Annotated in this window: 22 protein-coding genes; 12 read left to right on the forward strand and 10 right to left on the reverse strand. The window is 68.6% G+C overall.

Going from position 1 to position 24,625, the window contains the following annotated elements; genetic code table 11:
- Positions 1–32: 32 nt before the first annotated feature.
- Together ACWGSM_RS11740 and ACWGSM_RS11745 are read right to left on the reverse strand one after the other, a co-directional pair.
- On the reverse strand, positions 33–1,598 hold the full coding sequence (locus tag ACWGSM_RS11740) for a hypothetical protein (protein ID WP_452323096.1): 1,566 nt from the start codon (positions 1,596–1,598) through the stop codon (positions 33–35).
- Complete coding sequence (locus tag ACWGSM_RS11745; RefSeq protein WP_452323097.1) at positions 1,574–3,631, reverse strand: ATP-binding cassette domain-containing protein; 2,058 nt, start codon at positions 3,629–3,631, stop codon at positions 1,574–1,576. Before ACWGSM_RS11745 ends, ACWGSM_RS11740 begins: the two co-directional genes overlap by 25 nt.
- Positions 3,632–3,862: 231 nt before the next feature.
- Between ACWGSM_RS11745 and ACWGSM_RS11750 the strand changes: the two genes are divergently transcribed.
- The 3 genes from ACWGSM_RS11750 (at position 3,863) to ACWGSM_RS11760 (ending at position 5,907) form a co-directional block, all read left to right on the forward strand.
- On the forward strand, positions 3,863–4,555 hold the full coding sequence (locus ACWGSM_RS11750; protein WP_452323098.1) for a phosphocholine cytidylyltransferase family protein: 693 nt from the start codon (positions 3,863–3,865) through the stop codon (positions 4,553–4,555).
- 87 nt (positions 4,556–4,642) lie between these two features.
- Positions 4,643–5,524, forward strand: coding sequence for a hypothetical protein (locus tag ACWGSM_RS11755; RefSeq protein ID WP_452323099.1), 882 nt, complete (start codon positions 4,643–4,645; stop codon positions 5,522–5,524).
- Positions 5,525–5,601: 77 nt separating this feature from the next.
- On the forward strand, positions 5,602–5,907 hold the full coding sequence (locus ACWGSM_RS11760) for a hypothetical protein (RefSeq protein ID WP_452323100.1): 306 nt from the start codon (positions 5,602–5,604) through the stop codon (positions 5,905–5,907).
- Positions 5,908–5,924: 17 nt separating this feature from the next.
- Here ACWGSM_RS11760 and ACWGSM_RS11765 read toward each other — a convergent pair whose 3' ends face one another.
- The gene (locus ACWGSM_RS11765; RefSeq protein WP_452323101.1) at positions 5,925–6,236 is read right to left on the reverse strand and encodes a helix-turn-helix domain-containing protein; all 312 of its coding nucleotides are present in this window, start codon (positions 6,234–6,236) and stop codon (positions 5,925–5,927) included.
- An 86-nt stretch (positions 6,237–6,322) separates the two neighbouring features.
- Between ACWGSM_RS11765 and ACWGSM_RS11770 the strand changes: the two genes are divergently transcribed.
- The 4 genes from ACWGSM_RS11770 to ACWGSM_RS11785 all read left to right on the forward strand — a co-directional run bounded on the left by ACWGSM_RS11770 (position 6,323) and on the right by ACWGSM_RS11785 (position 10,149).
- On the forward strand, positions 6,323–8,080 hold the full coding sequence (locus tag ACWGSM_RS11770) for a type I restriction-modification system subunit M (RefSeq protein WP_452323102.1): 1,758 nt from the start codon (positions 6,323–6,325) through the stop codon (positions 8,078–8,080).
- Positions 8,077–9,237, forward strand: coding sequence for a restriction endonuclease subunit S (locus tag ACWGSM_RS11775; RefSeq protein WP_452323103.1), 1,161 nt, complete (start codon positions 8,077–8,079; stop codon positions 9,235–9,237). Before ACWGSM_RS11770 ends, ACWGSM_RS11775 begins: the two co-directional genes overlap by 4 nt.
- Positions 9,238–9,562: 325 nt before the next feature.
- Positions 9,563–9,841: a type II toxin-antitoxin system RelE/ParE family toxin gene (locus ACWGSM_RS11780; RefSeq protein ID WP_452323104.1), complete on the forward strand. Its 279-nt coding sequence runs from the start codon at positions 9,563–9,565 to the stop codon at positions 9,839–9,841.
- The gene (locus ACWGSM_RS11785) at positions 9,775–10,149 is read left to right on the forward strand and encodes a HigA family addiction module antitoxin (RefSeq protein ID WP_452323120.1); all 375 of its coding nucleotides are present in this window, start codon (positions 9,775–9,777) and stop codon (positions 10,147–10,149) included. Before ACWGSM_RS11780 ends, ACWGSM_RS11785 begins: the two co-directional genes overlap by 67 nt.
- Before the next feature lie 5 nt (positions 10,150–10,154).
- Here the strand turns inward: ACWGSM_RS11785 and ACWGSM_RS11790 are convergent, their stop codons facing one another.
- The 3 genes from ACWGSM_RS11790 to ACWGSM_RS11800 are packed head-to-tail and all read right to left on the reverse strand — an operon-like array spanning position 10,155 to position 12,391.
- Complete coding sequence (locus ACWGSM_RS11790; RefSeq protein WP_452323105.1) at positions 10,155–10,520, reverse strand: DUF5615 family PIN-like protein; 366 nt, start codon at positions 10,518–10,520, stop codon at positions 10,155–10,157.
- Positions 10,517–10,939: a hypothetical protein gene (locus ACWGSM_RS11795; RefSeq protein ID WP_452323106.1), complete on the reverse strand. Its 423-nt coding sequence runs from the start codon at positions 10,937–10,939 to the stop codon at positions 10,517–10,519. The genes ACWGSM_RS11790 and ACWGSM_RS11795 overlap by 4 nt, the downstream gene beginning before the upstream one ends.
- Before the next feature lie 33 nt (positions 10,940–10,972).
- A complete protein-coding gene (locus ACWGSM_RS11800) occupies positions 10,973–12,391 on the reverse strand; it encodes a DUF222 domain-containing protein (RefSeq protein WP_452323107.1) in 1,419 nt (472 codons plus the stop codon).
- 173 nt (positions 12,392–12,564) lie between these two features.
- On the opposite strand from ACWGSM_RS11800, the gene ACWGSM_RS11805 reads away from it, so the two are divergent.
- The 3 genes from ACWGSM_RS11805 to ACWGSM_RS11815 all read left to right on the forward strand — a co-directional run bounded on the left by ACWGSM_RS11805 (position 12,565) and on the right by ACWGSM_RS11815 (position 17,696).
- Complete coding sequence (locus ACWGSM_RS11805; protein ID WP_452323108.1) at positions 12,565–15,693, forward strand: type I restriction endonuclease subunit R; 3,129 nt, start codon at positions 12,565–12,567, stop codon at positions 15,691–15,693.
- 189 nt (positions 15,694–15,882) lie between these two features.
- Complete coding sequence (locus ACWGSM_RS11810; protein ID WP_452323109.1) at positions 15,883–17,481, forward strand: acyl-CoA carboxylase subunit beta; 1,599 nt, start codon at positions 15,883–15,885, stop codon at positions 17,479–17,481.
- Entirely contained in the window at positions 17,478–17,696 is a 219-nt protein-coding gene (locus ACWGSM_RS11815; protein WP_452323110.1) for an acyl-CoA carboxylase subunit epsilon, read from the forward strand. Before ACWGSM_RS11810 ends, ACWGSM_RS11815 begins: the two co-directional genes overlap by 4 nt.
- Before the next feature lie 245 nt (positions 17,697–17,941).
- On the opposite strand, the gene ACWGSM_RS11820 is transcribed toward ACWGSM_RS11815, so the two are convergent.
- From ACWGSM_RS11820 to ACWGSM_RS11835, 4 genes are read right to left on the reverse strand one after another with little or no spacing between them, the layout of a single operon-like run.
- The gene (locus ACWGSM_RS11820) at positions 17,942–18,937 is read right to left on the reverse strand and encodes a hypothetical protein (RefSeq protein WP_452323111.1); all 996 of its coding nucleotides are present in this window, start codon (positions 18,935–18,937) and stop codon (positions 17,942–17,944) included.
- Positions 18,934–20,172, reverse strand: a complete 1,239-nt coding sequence (locus tag ACWGSM_RS11825; RefSeq protein WP_452323112.1) for a sensor histidine kinase — start codon at positions 20,170–20,172, stop codon at positions 18,934–18,936. The genes ACWGSM_RS11820 and ACWGSM_RS11825 overlap by 4 nt, the downstream gene beginning before the upstream one ends.
- Positions 20,162–20,824, reverse strand: a complete 663-nt coding sequence (locus ACWGSM_RS11830; RefSeq protein ID WP_452323113.1) for a response regulator — start codon at positions 20,822–20,824, stop codon at positions 20,162–20,164. Before ACWGSM_RS11830 ends, ACWGSM_RS11825 begins: the two co-directional genes overlap by 11 nt.
- A 46-nt stretch (positions 20,825–20,870) precedes the next feature.
- Positions 20,871–22,070, reverse strand: coding sequence for a class I SAM-dependent RNA methyltransferase (locus ACWGSM_RS11835; RefSeq protein WP_452323114.1), 1,200 nt, complete (start codon positions 22,068–22,070; stop codon positions 20,871–20,873).
- Between the two features lie 50 nt (positions 22,071–22,120).
- On the opposite strand from ACWGSM_RS11835, the gene ACWGSM_RS11840 reads away from it, so the two are divergent.
- Complete coding sequence (locus ACWGSM_RS11840; RefSeq protein ID WP_452323115.1) at positions 22,121–22,768, forward strand: Maf family protein; 648 nt, start codon at positions 22,121–22,123, stop codon at positions 22,766–22,768.
- A gap of 67 nt (positions 22,769–22,835) precedes the next feature.
- Complete coding sequence (locus tag ACWGSM_RS11845; RefSeq protein WP_452323116.1) at positions 22,836–24,605, forward strand: acetyl/propionyl/methylcrotonyl-CoA carboxylase subunit alpha; 1,770 nt, start codon at positions 22,836–22,838, stop codon at positions 24,603–24,605.
- Positions 24,606–24,625: the final 20 nt, after the last annotated feature.

Consider the following 24,625-nt stretch of genomic DNA (forward strand, 5'->3'; position numbering starts at 1 on the left):
CCGAGATTCTATCCGCGTCTGCGGCGCCCGGGTCAGGTCGCCTCGACGAACTCCATCAGCCGCTCGCCGCTGCGTTCGAAGATCACGGCGCCGACCACCGCACCGCCGAAGAGCACGACGGTGCCGCTGATCAGCCCGACCCAGAACGTCGTCGGCGCGTGCTGATCGCCTTCGAGAATGGTCAGTGCGAACAGCCAGATCGTGGGTGCGCTCGCGAGCAGGGCGCCCACGAACGTCAGCGCGGCGCCGTACGAGCCGTGCGCCGCCGACCGCTGCGGCTGCTGGAACGGGCTGTCGCCGGGCCGTGAGACGGCGTACGGCCAGGTGACCGACGCGATGCTCGACATGCCCAGCGCGGTGAGCAGCAGCGCAGCCGTCACGCCGATCAGCGGCAGCATGAGATGCCAGTCCGCGATGACGGCGAGGGTGACGGAGATGCCGATCGCGAGCACGGGAAGCGCGACGAGCAGCACGGGCACGAGTCGACCGAGCCGATCGGGCAGTCCGCGCACGCCGCTGGCGATGTGCATCCACAGTGCCGTCGAATCGTAGGCCGCATCGTTGTGCGGCAGCCAGCCGAAGAACAGCGCCATGAGCGGAACGGGAACGAGCGCGGCGAGCCACAGCGGCACTCCGGCCACGAGCAGCGGGAACACGGTGAGCACGCCGGCGATCGGCACGACGATCATGTTCACGATGTAGCGCCGGTCTCGCAGCCAGTACACGAGACTGCGCGCGGCGATGGCGCCGAATGCGTTGGCGGGCAGCGATCCGAACCATCCCAGTCCCGACCGCTCGCGTGTCGCGTACGGACGCTCGGATGCGGTGAGGAGTCGCCTGACCAGCAGGTGCCACAGCAGCAGCATCCCCCCGATCGTCGCCGCGGCGACCAGCCCGCTCGCCCACGCCGCCCTGGACTCGCCCGAGGCGAGGTGAAAGAGGAACGCCTGCGGGGCCGCGAGCGGCGAGAACCCGACGATGGTGGTGGCGGTGTGCACGGCGGGGGGAACCTGCCCGTCCCATCGCAGGGAGGCGAAGTACGCCGCGACGGGGAAGGCGATCACGATGACCGGCAGCGCGAACAGGACGGTCAGCTCGCGCGAGCGACGCTCGGGCAGCAGGATCGCGCTGATCGCCATTCCGACCCGCGCTGCGAGTGAGATCGCGAGCACACCGATGACGCCGAAGAGCACCGCGGCCGCCCACGGCACCCCGACCTGGACGACGACGATCACGACGCACACGGTGACGGCGATCAGGGCGAGACTGGGCACGCTGATCAGCGAGGCCAGCACCAGGGTCCAGCCGAGCCGGCGCTCGTCGAGGCCGAACGGCCAGAAGCGCCGTGGATCGAGCTGATCGGGGGTGCCCGTGAGCATGGGCCCGACGAAGAATGCCAGCATCAGCGCCGCAGCGCCGAGCACGATGACGGTCTGAGCGGTCGCCAGCGGCGCCGCCCTGAGGCCGAGGATGGCGTTGCAGACCACGATGGTCGCGGCGAGGGATGCCACGAGCGCGACCGCGGCGCGAACCCTGCGTTCTCCGCGCAGCGCACCGACGAGCAGCGCGAGCCTCAGTCGGAGAACGTGTGCAGCCACTCGAGCCCCTCCACTTCGCCGCCGGTGCCCGAGAGCTCGATGAACCGCTCGGTGAGCGTCCGCCCCGCGCGCACCTCGTCGATGGTGCCCTCGGCGAGCACCTCTCCCCCCACGATCACGGCCACGCGCGAGCACACCCGCTCGACCAGATCCATGCCGTGACTGGAGAGGATGACCGTTCCGCCGTGGGCGACGTACGACCGCAGGATGTCGAGGATCACACTCGACGAGACCGGATCGACGGCCTCGAACGGCTCGTCGAGCACGAGCACGCGCGGCGAGTGGATCAGGGCGCCGGCGAGCATCACCTTCTTGGTCATGCCGGCCGAGTAGTCCGACACGACGCGGCTCAGCGCCGCGTTGAGGTCGAACGCGCGGGCGAGGTCGGCGGTGCGCTTCTCGATGACGGCGCGATCGAGTCCGCGCAGCTGACCGTAGTAGTGCAGCAGCTGGCGTCCGGTGAGCCGGTCGAAGGTGCGCAGCCGGTCGGGCAGCACGCCCATGACGCGTTTCGCCTCGAGGGGCTTCTCGCGCTGATCGATTCCGCTGATGTGCACGGTGCCCGCGTCGGGCCGCAGCAGGCCCGCGATGATCGACAGCGTCGTGGTCTTGCCCGCGCCGTTCGGGCCGACGAGACCGTAGAACGACCCGGCAGGAACGGTCAGGTCGACATCGTCGACGGCGTTGTTGTCGCCGAAGCGCTTCACCAGACCGCGGATGCGGATCGCGTCGCGGGCCGGCGCGTCCGAAGCGGGGCCCTCGGGCGAGGTCACCTCGTCCGGTGCCGGAGCATCCGTCACCGGAGCATCCGTCACCGGAGCATCGGTCGGGGACGTGGCAGGCGCTGACGCGCCTGGTTCGACGACGACAGCAGAACCCGTGTCTCCGCTGCGCGGGGGCCGCGCTTCGGCCAGATCTGCGCTGTTCGACGCGGCGACCATCCGGCGCACCGGTTCGGAGTCGAGTGCGAGGACCGCGTCCGTCGTGATCTCGGGTGTCAGCGGGATGATCCCTGCGACCTCGTCCCCTGCCGCGGGCGCCAGCACGGATGCCGTCTTCGATGCGGTCTTCGTCACCGGGGTCTTCACGGCGGACGTAGACGCGTCGGCCGGGGAGGGCTCCGACGGCGGGGCTTTCGTGCTGGACGTCCTGGCCGTCTTCGTCGATGGGGTCTTCGCTGCAGTGGTCTTCGCGCCGGTGGTCTTCGCCGCAGCAGCGATCGGGTCAGCAGCCTTCGTCGCGATGGTCTTTGCAGCGGTGGACTTCTTCGCGGCAGTGGTCTTCGCGGCAGTCGTCTTCGCCGCAGTGGTCTTCGCGGCACTGGTCTTCGCAGCACTGGTTTTCGCGGCAGTCGTCTTCGCGGCAGTGGTGTTCGCGGCAGTCGTCTTCGCGGCGGCCTTCTTCGTGCCTGCAGACGTCGCTGACGCCTTCGCTGCGGTGGCCTTCGGTTCAGCAGCAGCCTTCGCAGCGGTGGACTCCGCCGCAGCAGCCTTGGTCGCGGTGGTCTCTGCCGGAGCAGTCTTCTTCGCCGGAGCAGTCTTCTTCGCAGGAATCGTGGTGCTCTCCTCGAGCGTCACGCCCTGCTCCTCGACGGGGGAATCGGCTGCCGACGCCTTCTTGGCTGCGGCCGACGCCTTCTTGGCGGTCTCAGCTCGCTTCGCCGCTGTGGTCTTGGCCGCTGTGGTCCGAGCGGCGGTCGTGCGATTGGCCGTCTTCGTCGCAGCGCCCGTGGCGGATGCCTTCTTCACAGCCGCCGCGCGGCCGGCATCCGCCTCTGCCGCCTTCTTCGCCGCCGCTGACTTCGAGGCCGCCGACGTCGCCGCCGCCTTCTTCACTGCCGCCGTCTTGGCAGCACCGGCGCTCGAGCCTGCGCCGCCGGCTGTCTTCCGCGGAGACCGTGCAGGCTTCTTCTCGGCCGACGGCGTGGGCGCAGGGTCGCTCGACTTCGGCTGGGACGACGGTTCGGACGTGGCCTCGCTCGGGCTCGCCGTGTCGTCGATACGGGCATCCTCAGGCTCAAGCGCAGCTGTCACCCGTCTACGGTACCAACCGCCGCTGACAGACCCTGGCGGGCGAAACCGGGCGACATCGCGAATGCAACCCCCTTGCCGGACGCTGGGAGAAACGTGTGCAATCGGTCACGAAAGGACAACGGGACCGCCTTCCCCCGTCGTCATGCAGCAGCTGTCGGTAACATTGCGGAGGCACGAAGAGGTGTCCCGTCGGTGAACCGACAGTGAACACAGTTCTTATTAGGAGAAATCGTGACTCTTCAGACCGTCATCCTCGCAGCCGGCATGGGCTCGCGCCTGGGCCGCGCCCTGCCGAAGCCGCTCACCGAGCTGAGCGACGGCCGCACGATCATGGGCCAGCAGCACGACAACATCCGCGCCGCCTTCGGCAAGAGCGCTCGCATCACCACCGTCGTCGGCTACCGCGCCGAGACGATCATCGAGGCCTTCCCCACCGCGAACTACGTGCACAACGAGCGCTACGACGTGACCAACACGTCGAAGAGCCTGCTGCGCGCATTGAGCGCCACCGGAAAGGGCGGCGTGCTCTGGATGAACGGCGATGTCGTGTTCGACCCGCGCATCCTCGGCCGTGCCATCGAGTTCATCGAGCGCGACCAGTCGTTCGTCACCGTCAACACCTCGAAGGTGAGCGACGAAGAGGTCAAGTACACCGTCACCGCTGAGGGCTACATCAACGAGCTGTCGAAGACGGTCAAGGGTGGCCTCGGCGAAGCGGTCGGCATCAACTACATCTCGTCGCGCGACAAGAAGGCGTTCATGCGTCAGCTGCAGCGCGTCGAGGACCAGGACTACTTCGAGCGCGGTCTCGAGCTCGCCATCGTCGAAGACGGTCTGCTGCTCGAGCCGATGGACGTCTCCGACCTGTACGCGGTCGAGATCGACTTCGCAGAGGACCTGGAGCGCGCGAACCTCTTCGTGTGACCCGTCCTGAGAAAGCCGTGAGCCCCGCCCTGTCAAGGGGGTCGGGGCTCACGGCTTTCTCGCGGCCGTGGTGCATAGGATCGCCCCATGCGTGAGAAGGTCCACAAGATCCACTCGCTCCCCGAGGACTCCCCCTGGGACAAGCCCGTCCCACCGGTCGGCTCGACAGAGCATCCACTCAGTGTGCGCAGCCTCGATCGGGTGATGGGCGTGCAGCGCCCGCTGGTCGTGGCGCACATCCGCAGCATCCGTCGCCGCCATCCCGACGCGACCCCCGAGCAGATCGTGCGCGCCCTCGAGGCGCGCTATCTCGCCGCCGTCACGGCCGGAGGGGCGGCGGTCGGCGCCACGGCGGTCGTCCCGGGCATCGGCACCGGCATCACGCTGGCACTGTCGGGCGTCGAGACGATCGGATTCATGGAGTCGACCGCGCTGTTCGCCCAGTCGGTCGCCGAGGTGCACGGCATCGCGGTCGACAATCCCGAGCGGGCGCGGGCGCTCGTGATGATGCTCATGCTCGGCAAGGAGGGCGTCGATCTCGTCTCGCAGCTCGCCCGACAGGCGGCGGGCACCGGCGGCACGCGCTCGTCGTACTGGGGCGAGATGGTGACGAAGTCGCTGCCGCGCGCGGCGATGGGCCCGATCGTCGATCGCCTGAAGTCGGCGTTCATCCGCCAGTTCGCCAAGCGCGGCGGGGCGTCCATCCTCGGCAAGGCGCTGCCGTTCGGCGTGGGGGCGGTCGTCGGCGGTGCCGGCAACCACCTGCTCGGACGGCGCGTGCTCACCACGTCGCGCCGTGCGTTCGGGGCTCCGCCCGCGACGCTGCCGGCAGAACTCGAGCCGTCGCCGGGAAGCGAGAAGCTCGAGATCCGGATGCTGAACGGCGCCCGGTTCATCCGATCGAAACTCCGCCGCGCGCCACAGGCGGTCGAGTCATCCTCTGAGACCTCCTCCACATCCAGGGAGTGACACGGAGTTCTCCACGGATCGGGAATCGTCGTCGGCTGCCGCCGGATGAGGTCTGAGCTCGCTCCTACCGTGACGGGATGCTGCATCCCCTCGATCCTGACGAGCCCACGCCACCCGTCGCATACTGCGTGCCGTGGGTGATCACCCGACGCGACTGCGCGCACCCTGTGGTGCTCAACGCCGGCCGTGATGCGGTCGACTTCGTGCGCGTCTTCCGCGACGACGTCGACCATCACCAGGTGGTCGACCTGTGGGGCCAGGTGCTGCCCGGCGAGACCGTCGAACTGTGCCTGTGCGCCTCAGACCCGGAAGAGGTGGTCGTGACGCTGGCGTGGTTCCGTCAGGCCGACGGGCTGGAGTACGTGTGGCGGTTCGTGGTGTGAGGGAGAGCAGCGCGCCATCAGCGCGACTCGGCGTCGCGGCTGCGCAGCTCGCGCCGGTAGTCGGCTTCTGAGTAGGGCTTGAGGTCGTCGGGCAGGTCCTTCGCGGTCAGACCCTTGACGAATGTCATCGGCGACACCTCCAGCGCCGTGGCCAGCTGGATCAGCACGAAGAGGGTCGGATTGCCGGTTCCGCTCTCGATGCGGGCGAGGTGCGAAACGTCCATGTCGGCACGGTTCGCCAGCTTCGCGCGACTCATCGTCTGCTTGTCGCGCAGTTCGCGAACACGAAGCCCCACCTTGAGGCTGGCCTGCGAACGAACGGCTTTCATCAATCCAGCATCCGGGCGAAGCGCTCTGTGTCTGTACGCCTGCATGCCATGGTTTTATGCCTGTGCTTTCATGCCATGGTTAAGCAGTGAGTAGCCTCGGAACCTTCGTGTGGTCGATTGCGGATCAGCTTCGGGGCCCGTTCAAGCCGCATCAGTACGGCGACGTCATCCTGCCGATGACGATCCTGCGCCGGCTCGACGGCATCCTGGAATCCCACCGTGATGCGATCGCCGAGGTGCTGGCGAGCACCGATAACGACGATCTGCGAGACATCCGCATCAAGCAGAAGACCGGTCTCGGCTTCTACAACGCCACCGATTGGACCTTCCCTCGCCTGCTCGGCGACCCGCAGGGGCTGCAGGCGAACCTGATCGACTACATTTCGGGCTTCTCGCGGAACATCGACGTGTTCGACCGGTTCAAGTTCGAAGACCAGATCGAGGCACTGGGCGAGAGCAACCGGCTGCTCATCGTGATGCAGCGCTTCGCCGACGTCGACCTCTCCCCCGCGGCCCTTCCCAACGCCGCGATGGGCGACCTCTTCGAAGAGCTGATCCGCAAGTTCGCCGAAGCGTCGAACGAGACGGCTGGTGAGCACTTCACCCCGCGCGATGCGATCCGCCTGATCGTCGAGCTGCTGTTCGCCGGCGATGACGCGGCGCTGGCAGAGCCCGGCATCGTCCGCTCGATCTACGACCCCACGGCCGGCACGGGCGGCATGCTTTCGGTCGCCGAGGAGCACCTGGTCGGCACGAGCGAGCACGCCGGACTGAACCCGGATGCGCGACTGCGCCTGTACGGGCAGGAGATCAACCCGCAGTCGTACGCGATCTGCAAGAGCGACATGATCGCGAAGGGGCAGGACGCCACGAACATCCGGCTCGGCAACACCCTCTCTGATGACCTGTTCGCCGGGCAGACGTTCGACTACTGCCTGTCGAACCCGCCGTACGGGGTCGACTGGAAGGCGTCGCAGGCCGCGGTGAAGGCGCATGTTCAGGATGCTGGAGAGCGCAGCCGCTTCCCCGGCGGGCTGCCGCCGATCAGCGACGGGCAGATGCTGTTCCTGCAGCACCTGGCCACGAAGATGCGGCCGGTGCATGAGGGCGGCGGTCGGGCGGGCATCGTGCTGAACGGGTCACCGCTGTTCACCGGTGCGGCGGAGTCGGGCCCGAGCCAGATCCGCCGGTGGCTGCTCGAGCACGACCTCGTGGATGCCATCGTCGCCCTGCCGACGAACATGTTCTACAACACGGGCATCGCGACCTACGTGTGGCTGCTCGACAACAACAAGCCGGCCGATCGCATCGGCACCGTGCAGCTGATCGACGGCACGAGCTTCTGGACGAAGCTGCGCAAGAACCTCGGACAGAAGAACCGCGAGGTCGGCAAGGACGACCGCGCCGAGATCGTGCGCTTGTACGACGAGCACGTCGAGCAGAAGCACTCGAAGATCTTCCCGACCTCCGCGTTCGGATACTGGACGATCACCGTCGAGCGTCCGCTGCGCGATCAGCAGGACGAGATCGTGCGCGATCGCAAAGGCAACCCGAAGCCGGATGCCAAGCTGCGCGACACCGAGAACGTGCCGTTCAGCTGGGGAGGCAACGAGGCGGGAGCGGATGCCCGCGACGAGGTCATCCAGGCCTACTTCGAAGCGGAGGTGCTGCCGCACGTGCCGGATGCCTGGGTCGATGCTGCCAAGACCAAGGTCGGCTATGAGATCCCGTTCACGCGGCACTTCTACGAATACGTGCCGCCGAGGCCGCTGGAGGAGATCGACGCCGAACTGAACCAGCTCGTCGGCGAGATCATGGAGCTCCTGAGGGAAGTGGAGCGGTGACGTGGCGCGAGTACCGAGTCAAAGACGCCGCTGGCATCACGAATGGTCATCCCTTTGACGCGACCCAATTCTCCGAACGGGGTGAGCTCGCTCTCGTTCGAATCCGAGACTTGGTCGCACCAGCCTTCACGACGTACGTGCCTCGCGACAGCGCGCCAGAAGGCGTGTTGCTGAACGACGGCGACATCGTCATCGGGATGGATGGAGACTTCAACGCCGTCTTGTGGCGCCGTGGCGAGGCTGCGCTGAATCAGCGTCTCTGCGCACTCCGGACGAACCCGAGTTTTGACCGGCGCTTCCTCGCGTACCTTTTGCCCGCGCCGCTCAAGGCCATCAACGACTTGACCTACTCGACGACGGTCAAACACCTGTCGTCCAAGCAGATCGCGGACATCCGCTTCTTGGCGCCAGACGCTGTTCAGCAGGGGCGTATCGCCGACTACCTCGACCGCGAGACCGCCCAGATCGACGCGCTCATCGCGAAGCAGGAGCGGCTCATCGCCACCCTCCGCGAGCGGCGGAACAACGCACTTGAGTCCTTACTCACGCAGTATGTCGCGCGCGGCACGCGCCTCAAGTGGTCACTTCACGAAATCGACGAACGAGCGAGGAACTCCGGTGGCCAGTGGCCGCTGTTGTCCGTTTCAATCACCTGGGGTGTCCGAGAACGCGTCTCAGCAAGAAGTCATGACACTGCGATCGACCTCAGCAACTACAAGCGCGTGCGCGCCGGTCAACTCGTGATCAACCGCATGCGCGCATTTCAGGGTGCGCTTGGCGTGGCGATGATCGACGGCGTGGTCAGCCCCGACTACGCCGTGCTCGCACCCGAGAGCACGGTCAACCCAGAATGGCTCGCGGCGACGATGAAGACGCCTGCGTTCGTCGGCGAGATGACCTCCCGTTTGAAGGGCATTGGCACAACAGAAGGCGGCAACGTCCGGACGCCGCGAATCAACGTCAGTGACCTGTTTGAGATTCGACTGGACATCCCGAGCAGACACATACAGGACGCGCAGGCCGCCGCAGTCACGAACCTGAACCGGAAGGTCGATGCCCTCGTCGCCAAGGCCGAGCGGTTTATCGAGCTGTCGAAGGAGCGGCGCGCGGCGTTGATCACCGCGGCCGTCACCGGGCAGTTGGAGATCCCCGGCTGAGGGGCACCCCGCTTCGACTCGCTCCGCTCGCTCAATGACCGGAAGAAGTAGGTCAGCGCATTTGGACTCGCTCCGCTCGCTCGATGACCGGAAGAAGCGGATCGGCGCATTTCGACTCGCTGCGCTCGCTCAATGACCGGGAAGTGTAGACCCTGCATTTCGAGTCGTTGCGTTCGCTCCGACCGGAGAGGGCGGAAGGGTCGTCGCGGAGCGAGCATCGGGAAGGAGCGCAGCGGAGGGCCCCGCTCTGCGAGTGAAGCGACGAGCCCGCCGCCCGGCGAACCGACCTATTGATTCGCGTTGCGCAACGCGCTACGATGCGAAAATGATCAAGTCCTTCCGACACAAGGGCTTGAGGGTGCTGTTCGAGACCGGAAAGACGACCGGCGTTCAACCGCAGCACGCGCGACGATTGCGGGCGCAGTTGACCGCGCTCCACACAGCCAGTTCAGTTGAAGACATGAATATCCCCGGGTATCGGCTGCATCCTTTACGTGGCCAGCAGAATGGACGCTGGTCCATCTGGGTCAACGGGAACTGGCGAATCACCTTCGAGTTCGACGATGGCAACGCCTACGTCCTGGATTACGAGGACTACCACTGATGAACGACGACCTCTCCCCCATGTACGACCCGCTGCACCCGGGCGAGTTCATCGCCGAGACCTATCTCGCAGAGTGGGGCATGAGTGCGCGAGAGCTGGCAGCGCAACTGCGTGTCGCACCGTCAACGCTCAGTCGCGTCCTCAACGGCACGGCCCGCGTCACGCCGGAGATGGCTCTGCGACTGGCAAAAGCACTCGGGCGTTCCGCCGAGAGCTGGCTCGCGATGCAGCAGGCCTATGACCTGTGGCACGTGCGCCAGACCCTCGACCTCGACGACGTGCACCGCATCGAACACCCGGCGGCGTGACGAGGTCACACGAGCCAGTCCTCTACCGGCCTGGAGCCGGCATCCGCACCCTCCAGCCAGGCGGCGAGCGCGGCGGTGATCGCCGCTGCCCGGTCGCAGGAACCGCGCGGAAAGCGGGGCGGGGACACCAGCAGCAGCAAAGCGAACGCCTCGCCCCGACCCAGGGCCGCGACCAGCAGCGGACGGAAGTCTTTGATGTTCTCCGTCACGACACGGCGCCCCTCGGCTGCCGCCGACGCGAACACGACAGCATCCGATGCAGCGCGCAGCGCATCGTCGGCGACCACCGAGACCACGTCGTGGCCGAGCTCGCGCAGCGTCACGGCGATCGCCTCGCCATACTGCTCGTCGAGCAGCAGTCGTTCCGTCACGAGACGAGGCGCTGCTGGGCTTCCCAGGACTTCAGCGCCTCGTCTGCCGCGCGGTCGTTCTCCGCGATCTCCGCATCGATCTCGTCGGCGTAGGTGCCGTAGTACGTCAGCGCCAGTCGCACGGTCACGGGCGACAGGCTGAGATCCAGCGCGACGGCGTCGATGGCAGCATCCCCCCGCTCGTCGGCATTGCGCAGCGCAGCGGCCACCTCCCACACATCCGGCCCGACCGCGAGCGCCGCGCGACGCCCCGACGGCCCATCGCGGAAGACGATCCCGGGGAAGTCCTGCATGCGCAGCGACTCTTCCACGTACCGCTGGATCAGGCTCGACGCGGAGGTGTCGAGCGCCGCCGCAGAGCGCCGCACGCGGTCGAGCAGAGCGTCGTCGAAACGGACCGACACAGGAGTGGAAGACACGCACTACATCGTAGTGCGCCAACGCGACAGCGACTAGGTGAACGCGAAATCGGGCAACGACAGGCGCGGGGTGCGCCAGCGCTGGAGGGGATCCCACCAGGCGGGTCCGCGGATCTCGGGGAGGCCGTCGTTCATCCGGATCTCCCATCCGGAGTAGTCCAGGGATCGGTGGTGCCACCAGCACAGGGGCACGCCGTTGTCGGTGCTGGTCGGCCCGCCCCGTGCGTGTTCGGTCACGTGATGGATCTCGCACCAGGATGCCGGCACGTGGCATCCGGGAATCAGGCATTCTTTGTCGCGCAGGGTGATGGCGCGGCGCTGGTAGACGGTGAAGACGCGGTCGGTGACCGTGATCCCGACGATCCGCCCGCTGTCGCTGAAGACCCGCTGGATCGCACCGGTGCAGCCGGTGTGGCGGGCGGCCGCTGCGCTCACCGGCGCTTCGACGCCGGGGATCATGGCCCACGAGTCGTCCGAGAGGTCGAGGTGCACGACGAGGGTCGGTGCCGCGCCGCCGAGCGAGGGCATGTCCTCATGCCGGGCCGCGATGCCCAGGGCCGCGGCGAGCGCGTCGTGCTGCTTCTGCCCGCGGGTGCGGTAGTCGAGCACGCTGCGCGGATCGCTGTTGAACTCGTCCTGGTCGGCGGTGTCGCTGTCGTCGTCGTCGGAGGACCGGAAGGCCACCCCCTCGGGAATCGGTGGGCCGTCGGCCTTCGGGTTCAGCTGGGCGTCCAGCAGCAGCTGCAGCTGCGCATACGTCTCGGGCAGCAGGTTTCCCCGCAGCGGGTACACACCGTCCTTCATCCGCCCGATCGACAGGTACCGCCGAGTCATTGCGCGGTGCTCGACCGGCTCGGCGCCGTCCGGATCGAGCTGCGCGGCGATCGCGTGCGCGACGATCTTCAGGTCGTCGGCCGTCGCCGGCGGCGCCGCATCGGCCACCGCATCCGGATCAGACGCGGCGGCATACCCGCGCGCGACTTCGGCCAGCATCGCATCGGCCTTCCACCGATCCGCGGTGCCGATCCGGTCGCCGGCCGCTTCGATCGGCGCGGTCGCCGCCAGCAGACCGCCGACGCCGACCGCACCGTCGAGCATGGCCTGCCGCAGCGCCGGCCAGCGCGCCGGCAGCGGCTCCCCCGACGTGAGGTCGAGCTCGCGGTGCACGACCCTGCCCGCCTTGACGAACTGCGCCGCGGCACGGGAGTCGACCCGCAGCGTGCGCTGCAGCAGCTCGTTCATGTTCCGGCAGCCGGCAACGTTCGGAAGATCCACCGGATCCGTCGTCGCAACCGTCTCGACGATGGTCGCCTCCACGCGCCGAAGAGCATCACCGGCAGCGTTCAGCACCCGCATCCGCTCCGCCTCGGTCAGCGTCGAAAGCGCGTCAGCACTCAGAAGCCGATCGAGGTCAGCGACGACCCGATCGAGGAGAGCTACGGTGCTGTTCATATCTCCATTCAACAGGGGGCCACCGACATTGAGACCGGTGGAATCCGGCCGATCAGAGAAACTTTCTGAAGAAGCCTGCGCACACCGGACCACAGGTCTCCGAGACCCCCGATTGCCGACGCCGAACGCTGCGCTTTCCACACTCATCGCTTATATGCACCATGCTTACACGCATGGGAATCCAGTACGAGCAGGCGTTCGAAGACGAGATCTGCGAGCACCTCGCGGCCAACGGCTGGATCCACGAGCCCGAGAACACGCACGGGTACGACAAGGTGCGTGCGCTGTTCCCCGACGACGTCTTCGCCTGGCTCCAGCAGACCCAGCCCGACGAGTGGGCGAAGATCGTCAAGCCGTCGGCGTCCGATGCCGAGCAGACCAAGGCGAAAGAGCAGCTGCTCGATCGCCTCGTGAAGGCGCTGGACGCACCGGCGGATGCCGGCGGCGGTACGCTCAACGTGCTGCGCCGCGGCGTCAAGAAGACCCCGGCGACCTTCAGGATGTGCGAGTTCATGCCGGCGACCACGCGCAATGCGAAGTCGCTGCAGGAGTACGACGCCGTGCGCCTGCGGGTCGCGCGCCAGGTGCACTACTCGACCAAGCACGCCGGTTCCCTCGACCTCGTGCTGTTCGTCAACGGCATCCCCGTCGCCACGCTCGAGTTGAAGACCGACAACACGCAGACCATCGACGACGCCATCACCCAGTACCGTCACGACCGCGACCCGAAGGGCGAGCCGCTGCTCGGCTTCGCCAACCGGGCGCTGGTTCATTTCGCGGTCTCGACCGACGAGGTCGCGATGACCACGCGTCTGGCCAGCAGATCCACCCGCTTCCTGCCGTTCAACCTCGGAGCCGATCAGGGCAGGGGCAATCCGGTCAACCCGCAGGGCGCCGCGTCATCGTACCTGTGGGAGCGCGTGCTGCAGCGCGACGCCTGGCTCAACATCATCGGCCGGCTGCTGCACATCGAGAAGTCGACCTCGACCGATCCCATCACGGGTGAGGTCACCATGCGCACGAATCTGCTCTTCCCGCGTTTCCACCAGTGGGAGCTCGTCACCGAGCTGCTCGCGACGGTGCGCGAGGAGGGCCCGGGCAACCGCTACCTGGTGCAGCACTCGGCGGGATCCGGCAAGACCAACTCCATCGCCTGGCTCGCGCACGGCCTGTCGAACCTGCACGATGAGGCGAACCGGAAGGTCTTCGACTCGGTCATCGTCATCACCGACCGCACGGTGCTCGATGACCAGCTGCAGAAGGCGATCAAGCAGATCGAGGGTGTCGACGGCACCGTCGCCACCATCAACCCGGACGAGGTGCGTAAGGCCGGCGAGGCGTCGAAGTCGGCACTGCTCGCACAGGCGCTGCTGTCAGGCAAGCACATCGTCATCGTCACCCTGCAGACGTTCCCGTTCGCGCTCAAGGCCATTCAGGAGAACGCCGGGCTCGCCGGTCGCAGCTTCGCGATCATCGCCGACGAGGCGCATTCGTCGCAGACCGGCGAAGCCTCGAAGAAGCTGCGTGAGGTGCTCACGTCCGACGAGCAGGCGGCGCTCGACGACGGCGGAGAAGTGGATGCCGAAGCACTTCTCGCCGCGCAGATGACCGCCCGCGCCGACTCCCCCAACCTCTCGTTCTTCGCGTTCACGGCGACGCCGAAGCCGAAGACCCTCGAGCTGTTCGGGAGACCGGATGCCGACGGCGTCCCGCAGCCGTTCCACGTGTACTCCATGCGGCAGGCGATCGAAGAGGGGTACATCCTCGACGTGCTGCGCAACTACACCACCTACTCGACGGCATTCCAGCTCGCCGAGCGGACCCGCCGCCACCTGCAGCTCGTCGACGAGGTCGACGAGGCCGAGGCCACCAAGGGACTCATGCGCTGGGTGTCGCTGCATCCGACGAACATCGCCCAGAAGGTGCAGATCATCGTCGAGCACTACCGGGCCAACGTGCGGCACCTGCTCGACGGACACGCGAAGGCCATGGTCGTCACCTCGTCGCGCGAGCACGCCATCCGCTACAAGCAGGCGATCGACGCGTACATCACCGAGAAGCGCTACCGGCTCGCGACACTCGTCGCCTTCTCGGGCACGATGACCGCGGATCAGGTGCCCGGCGTGGCCTTCGCCGGCGTCGAGCCGCCGTACTCCGAGGCGAATCTCAACTCGGAGCTGCGCGGCCGCGGCATCCCCACCGCCTTCGCGTCAGACGACTTCCAGATCCTCATCGTCGCGAACAAGTACCAGACCGGTTTCGATCAGCCGCTGCTGTGCGCGATGTACGTCGACAAGCGGCTCGACGGCGTCACGGCCGTGCAGACGCTGTCGCGGCTGAACCGCACCTATCCGGCCGGAGGCAAGGACACCACGTACATCCTGGACTTCGTCAACGATCCGACCGAGATCCTCGAGACGTTCCGCCGGTACCACCGCACCGCCGAGCTCAGCGCGACCACCGACCCCGACACGGTGCACGACCTGCAGAACAAGCTCGACGCCGCGTCGATCTACACCGCCGCCGACATCGACGCGTTCGCCGCCGCGTACCTCGCCACCGCCACCCCGCCGAAGCACGGCGCGCACACGGCACCGCTGAAGGCCGCCGCCGACCGGTTCAACGCCCGGTACGCCGCGGCCGTGGCATCCGGATCCACAGCAGAGCAGGACGAGCTTGATCTGTTCCGCAAGGACGTCGGAACGTTCATCCGGCTGTACGACTTCCTCTCGCAGATCTTCGACTACGCCGACACGGGGCTCGAGAAGCGATCACTGTACCTGCGACTGCTGCTGCCCCGGCTCACCGGCCGCGTCACGACCGACCCCATCGACTTCTCGACGGTCGAGCTGACGCACATCAAGCAGACCCGCAGCGGCGACCACGCGCTCGATCTCGACGCGGGAACGGCCGAGGCCATGCAACCCGGCGGTGCCGGCGGCACGGGCGCCGCGCGCGACCCGAAGTTCGCGCGTCTCGCCGAGATCCTGGGGCGCATCAACGAGCTCTTCGCCGACGAGGACTTCAGCGAGTCCGGGGTGCAGAGCTGGGTCGAGGGTGTGGTCACGGTGCTCGTCGAGAACCCGCAGCTGCGCACGCAGGCCGCGGCCAACACCCGCAAGCAGTTCGTCGAGTCGCCCGATCTGAACGACGCGGTGACGGATGCTGTGCTGAGCAATCACGACACCAACAACCGCATCGTGGAGTACTACCTCGCGCGCCCCGAGAAGCGCGGACAGCTCGTGCAGCTGCTCGGCGCGCTGGTGCACGAGAACGTGCAGGCCGAGGAGAAGATGGCGTGATGGCTCCCGCCACCACCGTCATCTCGTCGTAGCGGAATCCGTCGGCGCCAGCACCCGCAGTCCGGCCCGCCGCGCAGCATCCGCCACCTCCACTCGTCCGTTCGCTCCCTCACCTGAAACGCATCCGCCAAAGGATCCGCTCGCCCGTTGTGCCGAGCATCCAACAGCGTGCACGGCCCCGGCGCTAGGGTGGAATCCGTGACGGACACGCCAGACCTCTCGACCACGGCCGCCAAGATCGCGGACCTCCGCTCGCGCTTCACCGACGCGGTTCTCGAGCCCGAGAAGATCGCCCAGCAGAAGCAGCACGCCAAGGGCAAGATGACCGCCCGCGAGCGCATCGAGCTGCTGGTCGACAACGGCAGCTTCGTCGAGTTCGACGAGTACGTGCGCCACCGCACCACCGCCTTCGGCATGGACCGCAATCGTCCGTACGGCGACTCCGTCGTCACCGGCGTCGCGACCATCCACGGCCGCACCGTCGCGGTGTACTCCCAGGACTTCACCACCTTCGGCGGCTCGCTCGGCGAGGTCGCCGGCGACAAGATCATCAAGATCATGCAGTTCGCGCTGCAGGGCGGCATGCCTATCATCGGCATCCTCGACTCGGGCGGCGCACGCATCCAGGAGGGCGTGCTCGCGCTCAGCAAGTACGGCGAGATCTTCCGCCACAACACCCGCTCGTCGGGCGTCATCCCGCAGATCTCGATCATCATGGGGCCGGCGGCCGGCGGCGCCGTGTATGGCCCCGCGCTCACCGACTTCGTCATCATGGTCGACAAGACCAGCCAGATGTTCGTCACCGGGCCCGACGTGATCAAGACGGTCACCGGCGAGGACGTCGGCATGGAAGAGCTCGGCGGCGCGCTCACCCACAACACCCGCTCGGGTGTGGCGCACTACCTCGCCGAGGACGAGGACGACGCGCTCGACTACGCGCGCACCCTGCTCAGTTACCTTCCCGACAACAACATGGCCGAGATCCCCGCCTACGACTCGCTCTTCGAGTGGGAGACGACGGATGCCGATCAGACACTGAACAGGATCATCCCCGACTCCCCCAACCAGCCGTACGACATCCACACCGTCATCGAGCATGTGGTGGATGCGGGCGAGTTCCTCGAGGTGCAGCCGCTGTTCGCACCGAACATCGTGATCGGCTTCGGCCGCGTCGAGGGACGCTCGGTGGGCATCATCGCCAACCAGCCGTCGCAGATGGCGGGCACGCTGAACATCGAGGCGGGCGAGAAGGCCAGCCGCTTCGTGCGCTTCTGCGACGCGTTCTCGATTCCGATCGTGACCCTGGTCGACGTGCCCGGCTACCTGCCCGGAACCGATCAGGAGTGGACGGGCGTCATCCGCCGCGGCGCGAAGCTCATCTACGCGTACGCCGAGGCGACCGTGCCGATGGTGACCGTGATCCTCCGCAAGGCCTACGGCGGTGCGTACATCGTGATGGGCTCCAAGCAACTCGGCGCCGACGTGAACCTCGCGTGGCCGACCGCCGAGATCGCCGTCATGGGCGGCCAGGGGGCCGTCAACATCCTCTACCGCGGCGAGATCAAGAAGGCCGAGGAGGCCGGAGAAGACGTCGCGGCCGTGCGCACGCGCCTGGCCAACGAGTACACCTACAGCGTGACCAGCCCGTTCCTCGCCGCCGAGCGCGGCGAGATCGACGGCGTCATCGAGCCGTCGGCCACTCGCGTCGCCATCGCGAAGGCGCTGCGCTCCCTGCGCGGCAAGCGCGCTGAGCTGCCGCCCAAGAAGCACGGGAACATCCCGCTGTGACCGAGCCCGACGAGACCCCGCGCATGCAGGTCGTGCGCGGCAACCCCACAGACGACGAGCTCGCCGCTCTCATGGCGGTCGTCGCCGAGGCCTATTCGCACGAGGCCGACGAGGCCGTCGCCGACGAGCCGCACCCCTCGGCGTGGCAGCGCACGCAGCGTGCCATCCGGCGTCCGCTGCGGCGCGACATCCCCTGGGGCAGGTTCTCGGGCTGAATCGGCGCCCCAGCCGACCGACACCTCCGCGTGCCGGAATCTTGTCCCCCGAAATACCTACAGACAGGCCGCTTGCTGCCCGAGACACTGATAGGGACGCTTCGCGTTAGGCGGCTGCTCTGTCCCCAGGGTAGACAGACGCAGTACCGCCCACCCGCGGACAGTTTTCGGGTAGCTGTTCCGCACCTGGCGAGGGGCCGGCACACCTGCCGCCCCTCGCCTTTCTCGTCCCGCTGCGCGGCAGCTCATTCCGCCACGCGGCGGATCTCGTGCCAGAGGTCGACGGCATCCTCATCCGTCGCGCCGCCGGCGGTGCGCCCGACCACGGTCACGGCGGTCGTCTCATCGCGCCCGGCGCGGATGATGAGACGATGCGAGTGCGCACGCTGCAGCACGCCGGCGAGCTCGGCCCGGATCTGCTCGATCCGCGCCTCGCCGATCCCGTCCAGACCGCCCTCGTCGAACACCGTCACGGTCGCGCCGCCCCGGCGAGCCTCCGTGATGGCATCCCGCACGGCGGCGTTCATCAGATTCCCTCCGCGCAGCTCGTCGCGCAGGGTGCCCTCGGCGAGCCGCGCCTGCAGGCGCTCGTCCTCGGTGAGCTGCCCTCTCGTCGCGACCGTGCGGCTCAGCACCGGGCCGGCGATGGCGAGCGCACGCTGCGCGCGCACGCGGCGCTCGCGCTGGCGCACGAGCTGTGTGGCGTGCCACGCCGACACCGCTCGCTGAACATCGGCGAGCCGCTCGGTGTCTCGCACCGCGCGGTCCCAGAAAAGCACCAGCAGCTGGGCGACGAGCACCCAGGTGACCGAGCCGACGAGCCCCAGCGTGAATGCCGTGCCGACGCCCATGAACACCGACGCCATCGTGATCAGCACACCGAGCATCACCCAGCCGAAGACGGGCCGCCTGCGCACGATGCACACGACGGCGAGCAGGCCGGTCGCGCCGATGTACCACGTCGCGAACGGCGCTCCGCGCACCGACGGCTGCAGCGCGAGGCTCACGAGCGCAGGCACCGCGGCGCTGGCCACCAGCGCCAGGACGGCCGCCGCCAGCGGCATTCGCACCTCCTGCTGCGCCAGCACCGCCGTCAGCGTCGCAGCGAGATACAGCGCGATGGCGCCGATGATGAGCAGCGGCGCATCGGGCTGCACGGTCCACGCGATCGCGCGCGCGGCGAAGTACAGCGCGAACCCGAGAGCCAGCGACGTGGTGATGCTGCGCACCGAGCGTCTCATGACGGCTCCCAGGTGAGCACGACCGTCGTGCCGTCGGCATCCGAGACGATCCTCGACGTGCCGGCCACCGCCGCCATCCGCGCGACGATGGATGCCCGGATGCCCAGCCGGTCCTCGCCGATCTCCTCCGGGTCGAACCCCGGTCCGGCGTCGAGCACCATGACCCGCAGCCGGTCGGCCGACGCCGACTCGGCGATGATGTGCAGCCCGTGGCCACCCGCGTGCGCGAGAGCGTTGCCGATCGCCTGACGCGCGGCGAGCACCATCGCGCGCGCGACCTTTCCGGGCACCTCGGCCGACACGGTGCCCCGTTCCTCGACCACCGCGTCGACCCCCTGCTCCGACAATGTGCGACGCAGCTCGGCGACGATCTGCTCCCGCGAGACCGGGGCGTCGCTGCCCTCCTGGGCGATCGAGGCCTCGGTGTTCGCCAGCCGGGTGAGCGCTTCTCGTGCCATCGCGACGGCCAACGCCCGCTCGCGCTCACCGACGGCGCGCTCCGCGGCGATCAGCGCGGCAAGCACGCTGTCGTGCATGAGGGCCGCCATCGCGACGCGCTCCTCCTCCGCTGCGGATGCGGCGGCGGCCGACGCGTAGCCCTCCACCGCCTGCGAACGCGCCTCGTCGACGCCGGCTGCGACCTGACGGAACATCCAGGCCAGTGCGATGATCACCATGCCGAGGATGATCGTGAACGTCACGTCGAAGGCGGTGGTGATCCACCAGCTCTGCTCGAAGTCGCCCTGCACCAGCCGCACCCACCCGTACAGGATCGGCAGCAGAAGGGCCCAGAACAGCTGGATGCGCGGGCGGAAGGCCAGCATCGCCGCGACGACGGCGACGTTGACGAGGAAGAAGATCCACGGCTGGCTCGACGGTTCGCGCACCGAGCGGTCGACGACGACCGGCCACAGCAGCAGAGCGAGCGCATAGGCGACGGTGAACGTGCCGGCAGCAGGCCTGACGCCCTTGCCGACCAGGCACGCGATGATCATCCACAGCAGCGGGCCGAAGACGAGCACCATCATTCCCAGCCGCGGTGCGTCGGGTGCCGACGTCCGGGTCAGAGCCTCCAGCATGGCCTGCGCGCCCAACGCGGCCGACCCGATCGCCGCGACCGTCGAGAGGATGCGCTCCATCCGCTGCCCGGTGAACCGCTCCAGTCCGATGCCGACCTCGCGCTGCGAGGGGATGCTGCTCCAGGCGGCCTTCAGACTGCGATCGTCAGCCGTCACTCGGCGCACCGTCCGATTCGACGATGCCGTCCTCCATGGCGCGACGCAGCAGGTCGACTTTCGTGGGCGCGGGGCGGCCGACCTCGACGTACTTCACCCGGATGCGCGTGATGTTCTCCTTGGCGGTCGAGTACGCGACGCCGAGACGCTCGGCGACGGCCTTCAGCGGCAGCCCGGCGGCGTACAGCCGCAGCACCTCGCGCTCCCTGGTCGACAGCTGCGCGTCGGCGAACTCGCGGTCGCCGTCGACGGCACTCGCCCACTCGACGTTGTTCAGCGCCTCGCCGCGCGCGACCGTGCGGATCGCGTCGAGCACGTCGCCGAGCGCCGACGACTTGCTGACCACTCCGGCGGCTCCCGCTGCGAGAGCCGCGCGAACCGAGGCGGGACGGTCGGCGACGCTGTGGATGACGACACTCGCACCGTCGGCGACCAGTGTCGCGACGTTCTCGGTCACGGTCGTGCCGTCGCCGAGGGTGAGATCCAGCACGACCACGTCGACGGGTGGCTCGGCCGACGTCGCCCGCCAGGTCAGGTACTCCTTGACCGTCGCTCCCGAGAACACGACGCGCTCGTCGCCCTCGCGCAGACATGCGGCCTCCAGGCCGAGGCGGACGGACTCGTGATCGTCGATCAGGGCCACGGTGCTCATCCGGCCAGCCTAGCGAGTGCACGGCCGTACGCCGTGCCCGAGCCGGTCAGCGGCTCAGCAGCGCGACGGACTCGACGTGGTGCGAGTGCGGGAAGAGGTCGAAGGCGCGCAGCGACGAGACGTCCCAGCCCAGCTCACGGAACGTGCCGAGATCGCGGGCGAGCGCGACCGGGTCGCAGGCGACGTACACGACGGCCTCGGGGTCGAGTGCGCTGACCGCCTCGACGACGCCGCGTCCCGCTCCCGCGCGCGGCGGGTCGAGCACGACGGCGCCCGCGCGGGCACCGTCCGGGATGCCCGTGAGGAAGCGATCGACGCGTGCGGTGACGGCGTGCACGTCGACGTCGGCGAGGTTCGCCGCGGCGTGCTCGGTCGCCCGGCGGTCCGACTCGACGGTGACGATGTCGTTCGCCCCGTGCTCGGCGAGCGTGGCCGCGAACAGCCCGACGCCTCCGTAGAGGTCGAAGTGCGTGGCATCCGGATCCACCCGCCCGGCGAGAGCCTGTCCGACGGCGTCGTGCAGCGCCTCCGCGGCGCGCGGGTGCACCTGCCAGAATCCTGCCGCGTCGAGCTGGAACCGGCGTCCGCCCACCTGCTCGAACACCACCTCGGAGCGCCCGCGACGTGCGCCGTCGGGTCGGGGGAGCACGTGCACGCGCCCGTCGCCCGCCTCCACCAGGTCGACCCGGCCCGGCTTCTGCGAGCGCAGCCCGAAGGCCGCCGCCTCGACGGCGGGGCGGGCCAGTGGCAGGGTGGCGACGTCGATCACGCGGTGGCTGCGCGCCGCGTACGGGCCCACACGGCCCTCGTCGTCGACGTGCAGCGAGACGCGGGTGCGCCACCGGGTGCCGTCGCCCTGATCGACCGGATCCACAGTCGGCGCGGCGAGTCCGGCGCCGGCGAACTTGTCGAGGGCCTCCTGCAGCACCTGTCGCTTCAGCACGCGCTGGTGGGCCAGATCGATGTGCCCGAGATCGGCGCCGCCCACCCGCTCCGTGGGAGCACGGGAGATGTCGGCCTCGGCCCACACGTGGTCGCGGCGATGCGGCGACGCTTCGAGCACCTCGCGCGTCTCGGCGCGCCAGAACCGCTTGCCGTGGTCCCCCTCGGTCACCTCCGCGCGCACGCGCTCTCCGGGAATGGCGTCGGGCACGAACACGACCCGCCCCTCGTGGCGGGCGATGAAGGTGCCGCCGTGCGCGATGCCGGTGATGTCGAGGTCGAGCGTGCGGGCCGAAGAGGTCATCCCTCCAGGATCCCACACACCGCTCCGAGCCCACGGGATAGCGTGGAGGGATGCGCGTGTGCCTGGCATCCACCTCCCCTGCCCGTCTGATGCTGCTGCGGCAGGCGGGCATCGAACCGCTCATCGTGGCGCCCGCGGTCGACGAGGACGCCGTCGCGCAGGACGCGACCGCGGAGCGGCGTACGCCGCTCGCACCGGACGAGCTGGTGCTGCTGCTGGCGCGGACGAAGGCCGCCGACGTCGCCGGGCGCATCCACGCCGAGCATCCGCGCTTCGACGGAATCGTGATCGGCGGCGACTCGATGTTCGAGATCGGCGGGCAGGTGCACGGCAAGCCGTACACGCCCGAGGCGGCGCGCGAGCGCTGGCAGCAGATGCGCGGCGCCACCGGCATCCTGCATTCGGGGCACTCGGTCTTCCGAGTCGGTCCCCACCTCGACCCGGTCGAGGCGACGGCGGTCGCCGAGGCGGCCGTCACCTTCGCCGCCGATGTGACGGATGCCGAACTCGAGGCGTACATCGGCAGCGGCGAGCCGCTGCACGTGGCGGGCGCGTTCACCGTCGACAGTCTCGGCGGGCCGTTCATCACGCGCGTGGAGGGCGATCCGTCCACGGTGGTGGGCATGTCGCTCTCGACGCTGCGCCGACTCGCCGCCGAACTCGGGGTGGTCTGGACGGATTTGTGGGCCCAGTCCTAACAGATGGCGGTATTTCTTGTGGAGAGTCGTCAAAACCATCGACGCTGATCTCGCTAGGCTGAAGCCCATGCCTGATATCGCCAAGGTGCTCATCGCCAACCGCGGCGAGATCGCCGTACGCATCATCCGCGCCGCCCGCGACTCCGGAATCTCCTCCGTCGCCGTGTACGCCGACCAGGATCGCGACGCCATGCACGCGCGTCTCGCCGATGAGGCCTACAGCCTCGACGGGTCGACGAGCGCCACGACCTACCTGCAGATCGACAAGATCCTCTCCGTGGCGCGTCGCGCCGGTGCCGACGCCGTGCACCCCGGGTACGGATTCCTGGCCGAGAACGCCGACTTCGCGCGCGCCGTGATCGGCGCGGGCATGATCTGGATCGGTCCCCCACCCGAGGCCATCGAGGCGCTCGGCGACAAGGTGACCGCCCGTCACGTCGCCGAGAAGGTGGGCGCACCGCTCGCACCGGGCACGCCGGGACCCGTCGAGGGCGCCGACGAGGTCATCACGTTCGCGAAGGAGCACGGCCTGCCGATCGCCATCAAGGCGGCATACGGCGGCGGCGGACGCGGCCTCAAGGTCGCGCGTGAACTCGACGAGATCGCCGAGCTGTTCGAGTCCGCCACCCGCGAGGCGGTCGCCGCCTTCGGCCGCGGCGAGTGCTTCGTCGAGAAGTACCTCGACAAGCCCCGCCACGTCGAGACGCAGTGCCTCGCGGACGCCCAGGGCAACGTCGTCATCATCTCCACTCGCGACTGCTCGCTGCAGCGACGTCACCAGAAGCTCGTCGAGGAGGCGCCCGCGCCGTTCCTCTCCGACGAGCAGAACGAGCTGCTGTACTCGGCGTCGAAGGCGATCCTCAAGGAGGTCGGCTACGTCGGCGCCGGCACCTGCGAGTTCCTCATCGGCGCCGACGGGACGGTGTCGTTCCTCGAGGTGAACACGCGCCTGCAGGTCGAGCACCCGGTGTCGGAGGAGATCACCGGGATCGACCTCGTGCGCGAGCAGTTCCGCATCGCCGCCGGCGGCACCATCGACTACGACGACCCGGCCCCGCAGGGCCACTCCTTCGAGTTCCGCATCAACGGCGAGGACCCGGGTCGTGGATTCCTCCCCCAGCCCGGGCCGATCAACGTCTTCAAGACGTTCGGCGGCCCCGGCATCCGCCTCGACTCCGGCGTCACGGCCGGCGACACCATCTCGGGCGCCTTCGACTCGCTGCTGGCGAAGATCATCGTCACCGGACGCGACCGCGCCGAAGCTCTCGAGCGCTCGCGTCGTGCCCTCGACGAGTTCGAGGTGGCGGGCATGCCGACCGTGCTGCCCTTCCACCGCAAGGTCGTCTGCGACCCGGCGTTCGTCGCCGCCGACGGCGAGTTCGGCGTGTACACACGCTGGATCGAGACCGAGTTCGTCAACGACATCCCCGCGTGGGACGGCGAGCTCGATGAGCCGGCCCCCGCACCCGGCCGGCACACCGTCGTCGTCGAGGTCGCCGGCAAGCGCCTCGAGGTGAGCCTGCCCGACCGTGTCGTCCCCGCGGTCGCCGGCACCGCCGGTCGTCCGGCCGCCGTGCCGCCGTCGCGACGCAGCCACACCGCCACGGCCAACGCCGGCGCGTCGGGCGACGCCGTCAAGTCGCCCATGCAGGCCACCGTCGTCAAGCTCGCCGTCGAAGAGGGCCAGCAGGTCGTCAAGGGCGACCTCGTGGTGGTGCTCGAGGCGATGAAGATGGAGCAGCCGCTGCAGGCGCACAAGGACGGCGTCGTCGGCAGCGTCGACGCCACCCCCGGTGCGACGGTGGCCGCCGGGCACCAGCTGCTGACCATCAGCTGACCGCATCCGTCACGCGGCTG

Source organism: Microbacterium sp. NPDC055521 (assembly GCF_053619695.1).

Excerpts from the sequence above, each read along its gene's own strand:
- ACWGSM_RS11765 (WP_452323101.1), bottom strand. The coding sequence starts at position 6,236 with ATGAAAGCCGTTCGTTCGCAGGCCAGCCTCAAGGTGGGGCTTCGTGTT.
- ACWGSM_RS11780 (WP_452323104.1), top strand. The coding sequence starts at position 9,563 with ATGATCAAGTCCTTCCGACACAAGGGCTTGAGGGTGCTGTTCGAGACC.
- ACWGSM_RS11800 (WP_452323107.1), bottom strand. The coding sequence starts at position 12,391 with ATGAACAGCACCGTAGCTCTCCTCGATCGGGTCGTCGCTGACCTCGAT.
- ACWGSM_RS11755 (WP_452323099.1), top strand. The coding sequence starts at position 4,643 with ATGCGTGAGAAGGTCCACAAGATCCACTCGCTCCCCGAGGACTCCCCC.
- ACWGSM_RS11820 (WP_452323111.1), bottom strand. The coding sequence starts at position 18,937 with ATGAGACGCTCGGTGCGCAGCATCACCACGTCGCTGGCTCTCGGGTTC.
- ACWGSM_RS11845 (WP_452323116.1), top strand. The coding sequence starts at position 22,836 with ATGCCTGATATCGCCAAGGTGCTCATCGCCAACCGCGGCGAGATCGCC.
- ACWGSM_RS11835 (WP_452323114.1), bottom strand. The coding sequence starts at position 22,070 with ATGACCTCTTCGGCCCGCACGCTCGACCTCGACATCACCGGCATCGCG.
- ACWGSM_RS11760 (WP_452323100.1), top strand. The coding sequence starts at position 5,602 with ATGCTGCATCCCCTCGATCCTGACGAGCCCACGCCACCCGTCGCATAC.
- ACWGSM_RS11830 (WP_452323113.1), bottom strand. The coding sequence starts at position 20,824 with ATGAGCACCGTGGCCCTGATCGACGATCACGAGTCCGTCCGCCTCGGC.
- ACWGSM_RS11805 (WP_452323108.1), top strand. The coding sequence starts at position 12,565 with ATGGGAATCCAGTACGAGCAGGCGTTCGAAGACGAGATCTGCGAGCAC.
- ACWGSM_RS11840 (WP_452323115.1), top strand. The coding sequence starts at position 22,121 with ATGCGCGTGTGCCTGGCATCCACCTCCCCTGCCCGTCTGATGCTGCTG.